The sequence below is a fragment of the Pseudomonas granadensis genome (genome assembly GCF_900105485.1).
GTDB lineage: Bacteria > Pseudomonadota > Gammaproteobacteria > Pseudomonadales > Pseudomonadaceae > Aquipseudomonas > Aquipseudomonas granadensis.
The window spans coordinates 4,330,724-4,344,999 of the sequence record NZ_LT629778.1; the positions used below are offsets into that span (position 1 = coordinate 4,330,724).

Sequence of the window (14,276 nt, forward strand, 5' to 3'; positions counted from 1 at the left end):
TTCGGTTTTCCGAACGCGACCTCCCGGTCGATTCGGTAAACCGGATCAGTTACGCCAAAACAAACCATCACAGAACTTTAATAATGTTACAAATCATCAACTTAAGTACATCTCACTGCTCTGGCACGACTCATGCTCTACACTCTCTCGACGAATGCCCGCTGAGCCAACACTTCAGGAGCCGTCAGGCATTCGAAGCACAAAAGGGCCGACAAACTGGCTCCATAAAAAAAACAATGTCGAGGAAAATTTGATGCGCATCGTTCCCCATATCCTGGGCGCAGCCATTGCTGCCGCTCTGATCAGCACGCCAGTTTTCGCCGCCGAACTCACCGGCACCCTGAAGAAGATCAAAGAGTCCGGTGTCATAACCCTGGGCCACCGCGACGCCTCCATTCCGTTCTCCTACATCGCTGATGCGTCCGGCAAGCCGGTTGGCTACTCGCACGACATCCAGCTGGCCATCGTCGAAGCGATCAAGAAAGACCTCGACCTGCCGAACCTGCAAGTCAAATACAACCTCGTTACCTCGCAGACCCGTATCCCGCTGGTGCAGAACGGCACCGTGGACGTCGAGTGCGGTTCGACCACCAACAACGTCGAGCGTCAGCAGCAGGTCGACTTCTCCGTCGGCATCTTCGAAATCGGTACCCGTCTGCTGTCCAAGAAAGATTCCAAGTACAAGGATTTCGACGATCTGAAAGGCAAGAACGTCGTGACCACCGCCGGCACCACCTCCGAGCGCATCCTCAAGGCGATGAACGCCGACAAGCAAATGGGTATGAACGTCATCTCCGCCAAAGACCACGGCGAGTCCTTCCAGATGCTGGAATCGGGCCGTGCCGTTGCCTTCATGATGGATGACGCGCTGCTGGCCGGCGAAGCCGCCAAGGCCAAGAAAGCCGCCGATTGGGAAGTGACCGGCACGCCACAGTCGTACGAAATCTACGGCTGCATGATGCGCAAAGGCGACGAGCCGTTCAAAAAGGCTGTGGATGACGCGATCAAGGCCACTTACGCTTCGGGCGAAATCAACAAGATCTACGAGAAGTGGTTCATGCAGCCGATTCCGCCAAAAGGCCTGAACCTGAACTTCCCGATGAGCGACGAGCTCAAGACCCTGATCGCCAATCCGACCGACAAAGCGGCTGACGACAAGAAGTCCTGATTTTCTGACTAACCTTATCCCCTGAGGAGGCTCCTGCCTTTTCAGGGAATGGTCACTCCCTGCTGGCATTTTTCTGGAAACACTCGAACCGGTGGCTGTCGAGCCGATCGCGTGTGCCCGGTCTTTGAAAAAGGACTGGGGAGGGAACGGAGTTCCCCAGGCGGGCACTTGTACATCGATCGAATCGAGGGGAGACCCTAATGAATTACAACTGGGACTGGGGCGTGTTCTTCAAGTCCACCGGCGTTGGCAGCGAGACTTATCTCGACTGGTACATCGCTGGTCTGGGCTGGACCATTGGCATCGCTGTCGTGGCATGGATCATCGCCTTGCTGCTGGGCTCCATACTGGGGGTCATGCGCACTGTGCCAAACCGCATCGTAGCGGGCATCGCGACCTGCTACGTGGAACTGTTTCGCAACGTGCCGCTGCTGGTTCAGCTGTTCATCTGGTACTTCCTGGTGCCCGACCTGCTGCCGCAGAACCTGCAGGACTGGTACAAGCAAGACCTCAACCCGACCACCTCGGCTTACCTGAGCGTTGTCGTGTGCCTGGGTCTGTTCACCGCCGCCCGTGTCTGCGAGCAGGTGCGCACCGGTATCCAGGCGCTGCCACGCGGCCAGGAAGCCGCCGCCCGCGCGATGGGCTTCAAGCTGCCGCAGATCTACTGGAACGTGCTGCTGCCGCAGGCTTACCGGATCATCATTCCGCCGCTCACCTCGGAATTCCTCAACGTCTTCAAGAACTCCTCCGTGGCGTCCCTGATCGGCCTGATGGAACTGCTGGCGCAAACCAAACAGACCGCCGAGTTTTCCGCCAACCTGTTTGAAGCCTTCACCCTGGCCACGCTGATCTACTTCACCCTGAACATGAGCCTGATGTTGCTGATGCGCATGGTCGAGAAGAAAGTCGCGGTGCCCGGCCTGATCTCCGTGGGGGGTAAATAATGGACTTCGATTTCAGCGGCATCATCCCCGCGATCCCGGGCCTGTGGAACGGCATGGTCATGACCTTGCAGTTGATGGTCATGGGCGTAATCGGCGGCATCGTGCTCGGAACGATCCTGGCGCTGATGCGCCTGTCGTCGAGCAGACTGCTGTCGAATATTGCTGGCGCATACGTCAATTATTTCCGCTCGATCCCGCTGCTGCTGGTGATCACCTGGTTCTACCTGGCGGTGCCGTTCGTGCTGCGCTGGATCACCGGCGAAGACACGCCGATCGGTGCATTCACCTCGTGCGTCGTGGCGTTCATGATGTTCGAAGCGGCGTATTTCTGTGAAATCGTCCGGGCCGGTGTGCAGTCGATTCCCAAAGGTCAGATGGCTGCCGCGCAAGCGATGGGCATGACCTACGGCCAGACCATGCGCCTGATCATCCTGCCCCAGGCGTTCCGCAAGATGACGCCGTTGCTGCTGCAACAGAGCATCATCCTGTTCCAGGACACCTCGCTGGTCTACACCGTGGGCCTGGTCGACTTCCTCAACTCCGCGCGCTCGAACGGCGACATCATCGGCCGTTCCAACGAGTTCCTGATCTTCGCCGGTGTCGTCTACTTCATCATCAGCTTTTCCGCCTCGCTGCTGGTCAAGCGTCTGCAAAAAAGGTTCGCCGTATGATCTCTATCAAGAACATCAACAAGTGGTATGGGGACTTCCAGGTGCTGACTGATTGCAGCACCGAGGTCAAGAAAGGCGAAGTGATCGTGGTCTGCGGCCCGTCGGGCTCGGGCAAATCGACGCTGATCAAGTGCGTCAACGCGCTGGAGCCGTTCCAGAAAGGCGACATCGTCGTCGACGGCACCTCGATTGCCGACCCGAAGACCAACCTGCCGAAACTGCGTTCGCGCGTGGGCATGGTGTTCCAGCATTTCGAATTGTTCCCGCACTTGACCATCACCGAAAACCTGACCATCGCCCAGATCAAGGTGTTGGGCCGCAGCAAGGAAGAGGCGACCAAAAAAGGTCTGCAACTGCTTGAGCGCGTCGGTCTGTCGGCGCATGCCCACAAGCATCCAGGGCAATTGTCCGGCGGTCAGCAACAGCGTGTGGCAATTGCCCGTGCGCTGGCGATGGACCCGATCGTCATGCTGTTCGACGAACCGACCTCGGCGCTCGACCCGGAAATGGTCAACGAAGTGCTCGACGTGATGGTGCAACTGGCCCACGAAGGCATGACCATGATGTGCGTGACCCACGAAATGGGCTTCGCCCGTAAAGTGGCCGACCGCGTGATCTTCATGGACGCCGGCAAGATCATCGAAGACTGCCCGAAAGAGGAGTTCTTCGGCGACATCAGCGCCCGCTCCGAACGCGCGCAGCACTTCCTCGAGAAAATCCTGCAGCACTAAAAAGCGTCGTTCTCCAACTGTAGGAGCGAGCCTGCTCGCGAATGCGAACTGTCAGACGATGATGATGTGAATGACACAGCGCTTTCGCGAGCAGGCTCGCTCCTACAAGGGGCGGCAGCGCCTCTGAAACAAGTGTGGTGGTTGACCCAAGGCAACTGTGATGAAATGCGACCCCAATCTTTATCGCGCAGCGCCGCCATCACTTGCCGTGAAGCCCCGTCTGATTCGTCATTTGTTCCTGCCGCCGCTGGTCATCGCCTTGATGATCGGTCTGGGTTTCATCGGCTTCTGGACGAGCGAGCATTTCGGCATCCGCAGCCTCGGCGAAAATGGCCAGCGTCAGCTGGAACTCCATGCCCGCGCGGTCGAAAGCGAGATCAGCAAATACACCTACCTGCCCAGCCTGCTCGAACTGGAAACCAGTGTTTCGCAGCTGTTGGCCGACCCGACCCCGGAAACCCGGCGCACGGTCAACGATTACCTTGAAGGCCTGAACCGGCGCAGCCGCAGTCGGGCCATCTACGTCATGGACACCACCGGCCGGGTCATGGCCACCAGCAACTGGCGCGATGTCGACAGCTACCTCGGCGAGGACCTGTCCTTTCGCGCCTACTTTCAGAAAGCCGTTCGCGGCGAGCCGGGGCGCTTCTACGGCATCGGCAGCACCAGCGGCGAGCCCGGTTATTACCTGGCCCACGGCCTCGAAGAACACGGCAAGATCATCGGCGTCGCGGTGGTCAAGGTGCGCCTGGAAGCCATGGAAGAACGCTGGCAGCGCGCGCGTCTGGAAGCCTTTGTCAGCGATGAAAACGGCATCATCATTCTCTCCAGCGATCCGGCCCGGCGCCTCAAGTCGGTGATCCCGCTGAGCGACGAGGTCAAAGAGAAGCTGGCGCGCAGCCTGCAGTATTACTGGTTCCCGCTCAATGAACTGCAACCGCTGGCCCGCGAAACGCTGGACGAAGGCGTGGAAAAACTCACCTTCCCGGCCAACAGCGAAGTGCAGTCCGACGAAGACGACATCAGTTACCTGGCGCAGACCCGGCCCCTGAGCGACACGCCGTGGAATTTCACCCTGCTCACCCCGTTGCAGGACTTGCGCCGCGAAGCGATCAACCAAGGCATTCTGGTCGCCGTGGCGTTCGCCTTCCTCGCCTTCCTGCTGATCGCCTGGAACGAGCGGCGCAAAGTCATCGCCACCCGCCTGGCCGCCCGTGAAGCCCTGCAAGAAGCCAACAGCCAACTCGAGCGTCGGATTACCGAACGCACCACTGACCTGCGCGCCAGCAACGAACGGCTGAAAAGCCAGATCCGCGAACGCCGTCAGGCCGAAGAGACGTTGCGCCGCGCCCAGGATGAGCTGGTGCAGGCCGGCAAACTCGCCGCCATCGGCCAGATGTCGACCAGCATCGCCCACGAACTGAATCAGCCGCTGGCGGCGATGCGCACGCTGTCCGGCAACACCGTGCGCTTCCTTGAGCGCGGGCAACTGGACGTCGCCAGCACCAACCTGAAAACCATCAACGACTTGATCGACCGCATGGGCCGCATCACCGCCAGCCTGCGGTCGTTCGCCCGGCGCGGCGACAACCACGGCCAGGCCAGCCTCGGCAAAGCCGTCGAGGCGGCGCTGCAATTGCTCGGCGCGCGCCTGGAAAATTCAACGCTGCAGATTCATCGACAGTTCGCCGACGTGCAGTTGCACATCGACCAGACCCGTCTTGAACAGATTTTGGTCAACCTGATCGGCAACGCCCTCGACGCCATGCACGCGCAAGCGCAACCCGAGTTGTGGCTGGAAGGCGAAGCATTCGACGGCAAGTATCGCCTGCGCGTGCGCGACAACGGCCACGGCATCGACGCCGAAGCGCGCAAGCATCTGTTCGAACCGTTTTTCACCACCAAGCCCGGCGCGCAAGGTCTGGGCCTGGGCCTGACGCTTTCCGCCAGCCTCGCGGCCGCCACCGGCGGGCATCTGGGTGTCGAACACCCGGCCAGCGGTGGCACCACTTTCGTCCTCAGTTTACCGTTGGTAAGCCCTACACCTGCCGAGCCCATATGAATAACGATCTCAGTGTGCTGATCGTCGAAGACGACCCCCATGTGCTGCTCGGCTGCCAACAGGCGCTGACCCTGGAAGACATCCCCTGCATCGGCGTCGGCAGTGCCGAAGAAGCGCTGGAGCAGGTCGGCGACAACTTTGCCGGTATCGTCATCAGCGACATTCGCCTGCCGGGCATCGATGGTCTGGAACTGCTGACCCGCCTCAAGGCCCGTGATCGCAGCCTGCCGGTGGTGCTGATCACCGGCCATGGCGACATCTCCATGGCGGTTGGCGCGATGCAAAAAGGCGCCTATGACTTCATGGAAAAACCCTTTTCGCCGGAACGGCTGGTCGATGTCGCGCGGCGAGCGCTGGAACAACGCAGCCTCGCCCGCGAAGTGTCGTCGCTGCGCCGGCAACTGGCCGAACGCGACTCGCTGGAAGGACGGATCATTGGCCGTTCACCCGCCATGCAAAACCTGCGCGAGCTGATCGCCAACGTTGCCGACACCTCGGCCAACGTGTTGATCGAGGGCGAGACCGGCACCGGCAAGGAACTGGTCGCGCGCTGTCTGCACGATTTCAGTCGCCGCCACAGCAAACAGTTCGTCGCGCTGAACTGCGGCGGCCTGCCGGAAAACCTCTTTGAAAGCGAGATCTTCGGCCACGAGGCCAACGCCTTTACCGGTGCGGGCAAGCGCCGCATCGGCAAGATCGAACACGCCGACGGCGGCACGCTGTTCCTCGACGAAGTGGAAAGCATGCCGCTGCCGTTGCAAATCAAGCTGCTGCGCGTGTTGCAGGAACGCACCCTCGAACGCCTCGGCTCAAACCAGAGCGTGGCGGTGGATTGCCGGGTCATTGCGGCGACCAAATCCGACCTCGACGCCTCGAGCAAGGCCGGCGAGTTTCGCAGCGACTTGTACTACCGCCTCAACGTCGTGACCCTGGAACTGCCGCCGCTGCGCGAACGCCGCGAAGACATCCTGCAACTGTTCGAACACTTCACCCAGCAATCGGCGCTGCGCTTCGACCGCGCCTTGCCGGAGCTGGACAACCAGACGCTGTCGAACCTGATGAGCCACGACTGGCCGGGCAACGTGCGCGAACTGCGCAACGTCGCCGAACGATTCGCCCTCGGCTTGCCGGCGTTCAAGAAATCCGGCGCCAGCAGCGGTCAGGGTCTGGCGTTTGCCGAAGCGGTGGAAGCGTTCGAACGCAACCTGCTCAGCGACGCCCTGCAACGCAGCGGCGGCAACCTGACCCAGGCGAGCCTGGAGCTGGGCATGGCCAAGACCACGCTGTTCGACAAAGTGAAAAAATACGGGCTGAGTCACTGATGGATCTGATACTGAAAGCCGCGATCGGCGCCGCCGTGGTGCTGATCCTCGCGGCGCTGTCCAAGACCAGGAACTATTACATCGCTGGATTGGTGCCGCTGTTCCCGACCTTTGCGCTGATTGCGCATTACATCGTTGGCAAAGGGCGCTCGGTTGAGGATCTGAAAACCACAATCGTCTTCGGCATGTGGTCGATCATTCCGTACTTCGTTTATCTGGCGACGTTGTATGTGATGGTTGACCGGATGCGGCTGGAGGCTTCGCTGGCCGTGGCGGCGGTGGCTTGGTTGATGGCGGCGACGGTGCTGGTGAGCGTTTGGGTGCGGCTGCACAGCTAAGATCAAAAGCCCCTCTCCCCAACCCTCTCCCAAAGGGAGAGGGGGCCGACCGCAGGGTTCTTGCGGGTTTCGTCGAGCTGAAAAACCGAGTCGACTATGGATGCACCAACTTGATATCACTCACCGAATCCATAATCGACTCAATCGTTTAGGTCGGCATATAGCGCACGACACCTCGGTCAGTCCCCTCTCCCTCCGGGAGAGGGCCAGGGTGAGGGCAGCTCTTGATCCAGCGGCCTAAAGCACATCCCCACCCGCCACCGGCTCAACCCGCGCCCAATGTGACGTATCCTCGCGATGGGCCTGCAAATAAGGCAACACCGCCGCCAGCAACGGCTCCTTGAACGCCTCCTGAAACCGATGCGCCAGCCCCGGAATCAACTTCAACTGACTGCCCTGAATGTGCGCCGCCAGATGCACCCCATGCATCACCGGCAGCAGCGGATCCGCCGTGCCATGCACCACCAGCGTCGGCACGCGCAACTGGTTGAGCAGGGCCACCCGGCTCGGTTCGGCGAGGATCGCCATGATCTGGCGCTTCACACCCTCGGGGTTGAACGCTCGGTCATAGGAGGCCGCGGCCTGTTGCAGCAGGGCCTGACGATCATCCGTAACGTTGGGGCTGCCCAGCGCCGCGAGCAGATCCGCTTGTTGCTCCAGCGCTACCTCACGATTCGGTGCGCCGCGGCGCGACAGTAACTGCACCAGCGCGGCACTCGGTGCCGGCAAACCTTCGGCGCCGGAAGTGCTCATGATCAACGTCAGGCTCTCCACGCGCTGCGGCGCCATCGCCGCCATATGCTGAGCGATCATCCCGCCCATGCTCGCGCCGAGTACGTGAAATTGCTCCACATGCAAGGCGTCCATCAGACCCAGCGCATCACCCGCCATGTCGGTCAGGCTGTACGGCGCCGCCACCGGCAGACCGAGCTTGTAGCGCAGCACTTCAAAGGTCAGATTGGCTTCAACCGGCGCCTGACGCCAGGTCGACAGACCGACATCGCGATTGTCATAGCGAATCACCCGAAAACCCTGCTGACACAACGCGACCACGACTTCGTCCGGCCAGTGGATCAACTGCCCGCCCAGGCCCATCACCAGCAACAGCGCCGGGTCAGAGGCACGGCCAATGCTCTGATAGGCGATGCTCACCTGCGCCAGATCGGCCCGCTCGGTCGGCACATTGACATCGCAACGCCCTGCCGCCGCCGCTGAAGCGCCGAATAAAAGCGCGGCCAACATGGCCGCGACAAAAAGAAAATGCTTACCCATGAAAAACACCGAAACGCAGAACCCCAGTAAGCCGCGAGTCTGATGATGTTTGTTCAAGCGCGCTGCCACAGTTCGATGACAGTTTGATGAAGAGTGCCGAGTGGTCATTGCACCGCTGCAAACAATATCCATGTACCACCATGGTCCGAAGCGAACTGTTTTGAATGAACCGCACAGGAGCGGATGCCCCGCTCCCCCTTGCGAGTCATCCACCATGCTCGAACCCCTTACCCTCGATTTGCCGCCCGCGCCCCCCGAGTCGTTCGCGGCGACCCTGGCACTGCCTGAAACCATCGACGAAAGTGTGTTGTTACAGACCCATCAGCGCCGGCGCGACAGCAGCAATGGCTTGCGCGAATTGTTTGCGAGCAGTCCCGCACTGCGCGATACGATCAATGCGTCGCTGCGACAACAGCTGCAACTGGACGGCGAAAAAACCGGATTCGCCTTCACTGCCAGACAAACGCAGGCAGCGCATTTCGTCAGCCTTACCGATGCCTGCGCGTTTGTCGTTCAACATCCAGTACCGGATTCCTCGCTTGACCAGCGCTGCCACGTCACCGGTCTGATGCCGGATCATCCTCTGTATGCACTGAGGCCGTCGCAGCTGCTGGAAAAGCTCAAGCCGCTCGACCCGCAGAGCGCCCACGCCACACGCTGGGCCGAATTCTGGGAAGCACGTGCGCCTGGCACGCCGGTTTCGCGACGCACGCGCGCCACCGCCCTGTACCGAGCGCATTTCGAAGCAAGCGCTGACGCCGCTTACGCCAGTAAAGTCATCGATGCCGAAGAGCTCGACCTGCTTCAGCAAATCGTCGATTCAGATTCCACTCCACTGACGTTCAAAAATCAGCCCGTTCACCTGGAAAAACCGGCTCTGGTATTGAGCAACCACAGCAAAGTCAAACTCCCGGGGGCCTGGGTCATCCGCGCGGGTGACCCGGCAACATCTCGAACGCTGCTCTACCTGCCCTGCCGCCCCCTGTGTATCCAGGCGTTCGACAATCGAGCGGATATGCAAACGTGGCTGGCCGGCCAGGTGCAGATTCCCACCGGTCTGCCACGCGAAATCCTGCGCTTCGATTACAGCGCAGCGACAGACCCGATGATCATCGGCGCCAGCGATCTGTTCGCCGACCGACAACAGGCGCAAATCAGTGCGTTGCGCAATACCAACCGGGGCAAACCCGGGTTGCGCGAACACGGTGCGCACGCGCTGCTGCATGTCGAGCTGATTGACCATCAACGCAGCACAGCTAACATCGTCGCAGCGCCGGCCAAGGCGCTCACTGCCCCGGATACGCTCGCGAGTGACGACCGTCCGTTGTTCGGCAGCCTGTCTGCTGGCATTCCGCTCGCCATTCGGCATGCCGCGCTCAAGCGCGAGCGCGAGGCCCTCGAACGTCTGCTGACCAACGACCGCGACGGCGTGCGTCTTCAACAATGCCGGGACGCACTGAAAGCGCTGGAAACCGCCGAGCAGACTTGCGAAAGCGCCTGCACCTCGTTGCTCGACAGCGCCCCGATCTCCGATACTACGTTCGCTGCGATTCATCAGGCTCACAAAGATGGCTTGTATGCCGAGGCGAAGCTGCAAGCGCTGCTGGGACACATCGACAGCGCTGAACACGACCTGCTCCTAGCCGTGCTGGACAACCCTGTGGCGGGGACACGCGATGCAGATCTGGTCGCGGCCAGCCTGACCCTGTCGCTGAGCGAACTCCGCGATGCAGCCACTACGGTACAGCGCGAAACGCTCAAGGGCGCATTGGTATTTACCCGGCAAGCCGCACTGACGGACAGCGCGTCCGACACGAGTCTGCTGCTGTACTGCCCCGGCAACGGCGGTGGCCTGCAGCGCTTCAGCGATCACCGGGCATTGGCGCTCGAACTATTCAAGATTGACCGGCAGGACAGCGAATCCGCCTTGCATCTGAACGCTATTACCTCGGACCCGCTGCAGCATTGTCTCAACGCGCTGATCGCCGATTGCGAAACACAAGCAACCAGGCTGCGTGAGCAACTCGGGCACGCCGATGCACTGGAAGTCCTCCGTCAGGATTGCACAGCCGCTGTGCAGGTCCCGGTCAGCGCTGCCAGAAGCCTGATGTTTGCGCACGAGCAGGAGCAGGAGCGCAGCGGTGTGCTGGCCACTCATCTGCCGGGCTGGCTGGTGAATCTGCAGAAAAGCGAGCGAACCACGCTCAAACAAAACATCAAGGCGTACATCGAGGCGATGCGTAAAAGTCATGCCCTGATGACCCTGGCACTGGAACCGCGCGACGACTTCACTCGCAAACATCTGCACGCGCGCCTGCGCAAGGATTTTGCCACCGAGGGCTATTTTTCCGTGCAGGTCGAATTGCCCGATTCGACCAGAACCGAAACGCTCGTGGAACCCGGTCCCGCCGGCCCGCGCCGTAAAACCGTCATCGTGCCGGGCGCCACGCGCAGCAGGATGTCACTGGAAGACCTTGCCCAACTGAATATCGACAACGTTCAATCCGTGCTCAATGACTCACTGTCGCAGCGCCTGATTTTCCTGCGTCTGGACGTCAACGCCGCGCGCCGACAGGATCGCAACCGCCTGCTCAATGGCATCAACCTGGGCTATTTGCGTAAAGTCCTGCCGGAGCTGGACCTGCCCAAGGCCTATGAGCGCAGGATCCATGAGGCCTTCCATGGCGCGCCCGGCGAGGCGCTGTTCGTCAGACAGCATCGACGCGAAAGCCTCATCGAACCTTGGCGTCTGCTGCTGAAAATCCAGCGTGCCAACGCGCGGGCACAGAAACACCTCAATCGAGATGAAGCCGAGGTGGTGGACATCGCGATCGACGCCAACACCGCAGACGCCTGGCTCGCCAAGGGCAAGCGCATCGTGCTGCTGCCGGTTTCGCTTAAAACCGGCGGCAAAGACACCCCGCGTGAAGGCCCGGTGACCTTGTCCGGCGTGACCTTCATTGAAGAGCAGATCAGCGGCACTACTGTGTTGTACCTGCCGGACAGTCCGGATGAGCAATTTTTTCGCCGCTACGACAGTCTCGAAGCGGCGCGCAAGGGCCTGTTCAGACTGTGCGCAACAGACCGTTGGAGTGCATACCTGGCGGGTAAGGCCTTGCACGGCAATGTTCCCGCCCACATCAGCCGCATCGGTCAGGCGGTGGATAAAAACTTTGACGCCATTATCGACATTGGCCCCCGCTGGCCGGCGAGCACTTCGCTGGCCGCGCACCTGCTCGACGCGCACAAAGGGCGTTTGATCGAAGCTCATCGCGGCAGCTCGCGCTCCAACGATGAACTGTTCTTCGAGCGCCACGCACTGAAGGGGCCACGCGCGTTCAACTACATAAAAATGGCGCTGGGCATGGTGCCTTTCGTCGGCACTGTCCTGGCGCTGTACGACGCCTGGACTGCCGCCAATCAGGCCGTGGCAGCGTTTTTGCGCGGCGAGGTGGCGGATGGCCTGGCGGAAATCGAGACCATGTTTCTTTCATTGATCGACGCGTTCATGGATCTGCTGCCGGGCGAAGCGGTGGCCTCGACCCTCTCGCGCACCAGCCGCGCCCTGACACGTTCGCGCCAGCTGCATTCGCTGCTCGGTAGTGTTGCGGCACTGCATGGCAAAACGCGGCGGCACGCCCGGCACGTACTCGCGCGTTTCCAGAATTACGACTACGAACAACCGCTGTCGCTCGCCGGGGTCAAGCCAGGCAGCTACGGTCTGTACCGAGGTATTTACCGGCATGCCGACGGTGATTTCATCGAACGTCAGGGGCGTATCTACCAAGTGGAACTGGGCACGGGCTCACGCAACTGGCGCTTGTTCGGTAATTCGCGCAAGTCATACAAACAGCCGATCGCGCTGGATGAAACCGGCCAGTGGGACACTTGGTACGGCGTCTACGGAACCGCCAGCGCAGATGGCTTGCGTGGCGGTGGCAACGTCGCCGGGCATCTGGCCGATGCGCTGGACCCCTACTGGCCACCGGTGATTCGCCAGCGCTTGCCACGCTGGTGGGCAGAGCGCACGTTTCGACGGCATCAGCAGCTGGAACTGGAGACCGATCGGCTGGCTCATGTCATCGACAGCAAGGTCGAGGCGCACAAAACCGCAATACTGGCTTTCCAGAACGCCAACCCGGCCGACCAGCGCGCGCTGCTACCGGCAGCCGAAACGGCATGCCGTGAAGATATCCGTCTGTCTGTTCAACGCTATCAGGTCCTGGCTGAGTTGAAACCGCTCACCAGTGGCAATAAGCAAGCCTCCGTCAACCGAGTGCAAAGCTCCCTTGCTCAACGACTGACTTCACGATACGGCATGCGCTCGGGTCAAGTGTCTACAGCGTCTGTTCTGGTATTGGACGACATCATGCGGCTGAGCAGGACAGTGAACGCTTTGCCTCCAGGCGCACGGACGCGGCGAATGGCAATGTTTGCTCAGATTCGCGAATTGCAGCTGGACTACGTGAAAAAGTTCGAGGAACTGGAGGACCTCAGGACCAAAGTCAATCAGTGGAATGAACGCATCACCTTGAAATCCGACAAGGCCACTCAGTTCGGCATTGTCGAGCTTATCAACAGCCAACACAGCGACGCACGTCTGCTCTATCACAAAACCTACATGCGCCTGGATCTGGTCAAGGATTACAGCTATGACAATGACGTTTCCTGGATGTACTTCCGCGAGCGCACAGACGAACTCTGGAAGCAGACCAGACAGGCCGCGACCACCCAGAACGACCTGCCAAACATTCAGACCACTGCGCAGAATCGCAGCCGCATGCTTGAGGAGTGTCTGGATGTCTACACCCGCTTCCGACGGCAGATGACCATCTGGAGGACGGCCTATCCAGAGCATTTTCATCAGGACACCCTCGAACCATTGCTTGATGGCCTGGAGCAGATGGCCGGTCGTGCCCGCCGAGGCGTCATTGATCCACCGGCGCCGAAAACACCCGGCCAGCCGGCCCAACGGGTTTTCACCACCGAGGACGGCGACTTGCTGTATGGCACGGAACGCTTCGACACGAAGTCACAGCGGCGGATTTATGAACGCAGACTCAGAGAGGGTGAAGTGCAAATCTGGGAACAAGGCGCCGACGGCCGCTCGCGTCAGATTGGCCCTCAGGCTCCACGACCGCAGGCACCACCGGTAAGCCTCGCCGCCCTGGTCAATGATGCGCGGCAGCGTCTGGACAGAATCCCTGCCTACCGGGCCAGCGTGCACAGCAATGCCGACCGGGGCATGTTGCCGGTCGATCTGCAACACATGATGGACTCCCAGGCCAGTGAGCTGAACGCCCGCGCCGACCGCATCGCCGGCAGTTCTGCGCAGCATCCGCTGATCCAGCGCTTGCGCGATCAGGCCGCCGAGCTGAGCGTTGCCGGGCGCACCCTGCGCACCGAGCGTTCATTGACCAGCCAGAAGCCCACCGATGGCATGCTCGATGACCTGATCGGTCAAGGCGCTGTGGACATACGCCGGACGCAGCCGATCAAATTGCTCGGCAGGCGTGGCAGCCATCCGGACTACCTGCAGGAATACGAGATCTGGAACATTACGCGCGAACCCGAGCAGTTGCTGTGGTACGCACACTTCCACTACCGCGACGCGACACCGGTGTTCGAGCGCTTTGAAACCGCGCATTTGAAATTGCCACAGCACCGTTTTTTGACTCACGCCGATGATGCGACGCTGCCCTATGCGAAAATCGGCAAACAGTCGGTTGTCCTTGGGCATTTCGAGCGGGTTTGAACCCCAACGC

The 14,276-nt window shown here is 60.7% G+C and carries 9 protein-coding genes; 8 read left to right on the top strand and 1 reads right to left on the bottom strand.

Annotated features, from left to right (window positions below):
- Positions 1 to 253 precede the first annotated feature (253 nt).
- The 7 genes from BLU52_RS19155 (at position 254) to BLU52_RS19185 (ending at position 7,239) form a co-directional block, all read left to right on the top strand.
- Entirely contained in the window at positions 254 to 1,168 is a 915-nt protein-coding gene (locus tag BLU52_RS19155; protein WP_090285892.1) for a glutamate/aspartate ABC transporter substrate-binding protein, read from the top strand.
- Positions 1,169 to 1,368: 200 nt separating this feature from the next.
- On the top strand, positions 1,369 to 2,115 hold the full coding sequence (locus BLU52_RS19160) for an amino acid ABC transporter permease (protein WP_090285893.1): 747 nt from the start codon (positions 1,369 to 1,371) through the stop codon (positions 2,113 to 2,115).
- Positions 2,115 to 2,786: an amino acid ABC transporter permease gene (locus BLU52_RS19165; protein WP_090285895.1), complete on the top strand. Its 672-nt coding sequence runs from the start codon at positions 2,115 to 2,117 to the stop codon at positions 2,784 to 2,786. Before BLU52_RS19160 ends, BLU52_RS19165 begins: the two co-directional genes overlap by 1 nt.
- On the top strand, positions 2,783 to 3,517 hold the full coding sequence (locus BLU52_RS19170) for an amino acid ABC transporter ATP-binding protein (RefSeq protein WP_007916729.1): 735 nt from the start codon (positions 2,783 to 2,785) through the stop codon (positions 3,515 to 3,517). Before BLU52_RS19165 ends, BLU52_RS19170 begins: the two co-directional genes overlap by 4 nt.
- Before the next feature lie 160 nt (positions 3,518 to 3,677).
- On the top strand, positions 3,678 to 5,579 hold the full coding sequence (gene aauS / locus BLU52_RS19175) for a two-component sensor histidine kinase AauS (RefSeq protein ID WP_090285897.1): 1,902 nt from the start codon (positions 3,678 to 3,680) through the stop codon (positions 5,577 to 5,579).
- 44 nt (positions 5,580 to 5,623) lie between these two features.
- Complete coding sequence (gene aauR / locus BLU52_RS19180; RefSeq protein WP_231988045.1) at positions 5,624 to 6,901, top strand: two-component response regulator AauR; 1,278 nt, start codon at positions 5,624 to 5,626, stop codon at positions 6,899 to 6,901.
- Positions 6,902 to 6,909: 8 nt separating this feature from the next.
- Positions 6,910 to 7,239: a GlpM family protein gene (locus BLU52_RS19185; protein ID WP_197677986.1), complete on the top strand. Its 330-nt coding sequence runs from the start codon at positions 6,910 to 6,912 to the stop codon at positions 7,237 to 7,239.
- A 237-nt stretch (positions 7,240 to 7,476) separates the two neighbouring features.
- On the opposite strand, the gene BLU52_RS19190 is transcribed toward BLU52_RS19185, so the two are convergent.
- Positions 7,477 to 8,511, bottom strand: a complete 1,035-nt coding sequence (locus tag BLU52_RS19190) for an alpha/beta fold hydrolase (RefSeq protein ID WP_090288627.1) — start codon at positions 8,509 to 8,511, stop codon at positions 7,477 to 7,479.
- A 214-nt stretch (positions 8,512 to 8,725) separates the two neighbouring features.
- On the opposite strand from BLU52_RS19190, the gene BLU52_RS19195 reads away from it, so the two are divergent.
- A complete protein-coding gene (locus BLU52_RS19195; protein ID WP_090285901.1) occupies positions 8,726 to 14,266 on the top strand; it encodes a dermonecrotic toxin domain-containing protein in 5,541 nt (1,846 codons plus the stop codon).
- Positions 14,267 to 14,276: the final 10 nt, after the last annotated feature.

Bases quoted from the DNA above. Each gene is read 5' to 3' on its own strand.
- BLU52_RS19155 (WP_090285892.1), top strand. From the start codon at position 254: ATGCGCATCGTTCCCCATATCCTGGGCGCAGCCATTGCTGCCGCTCTG.
- BLU52_RS19160 (WP_090285893.1), top strand. From the start codon at position 1,369: ATGAATTACAACTGGGACTGGGGCGTGTTCTTCAAGTCCACCGGCGTT.
- BLU52_RS19165 (WP_090285895.1), top strand. From the start codon at position 2,115: ATGGACTTCGATTTCAGCGGCATCATCCCCGCGATCCCGGGCCTGTGG.
- BLU52_RS19170 (WP_007916729.1), top strand. From the start codon at position 2,783: ATGATCTCTATCAAGAACATCAACAAGTGGTATGGGGACTTCCAGGTG.
- aauS (WP_090285897.1), top strand. From the start codon at position 3,678: ATGAAATGCGACCCCAATCTTTATCGCGCAGCGCCGCCATCACTTGCC.
- BLU52_RS19190 (WP_090288627.1), bottom strand. From the start codon at position 8,511: ATGGGTAAGCATTTTCTTTTTGTCGCGGCCATGTTGGCCGCGCTTTTA.
- BLU52_RS19195 (WP_090285901.1), top strand. From the start codon at position 8,726: ATGCTCGAACCCCTTACCCTCGATTTGCCGCCCGCGCCCCCCGAGTCG.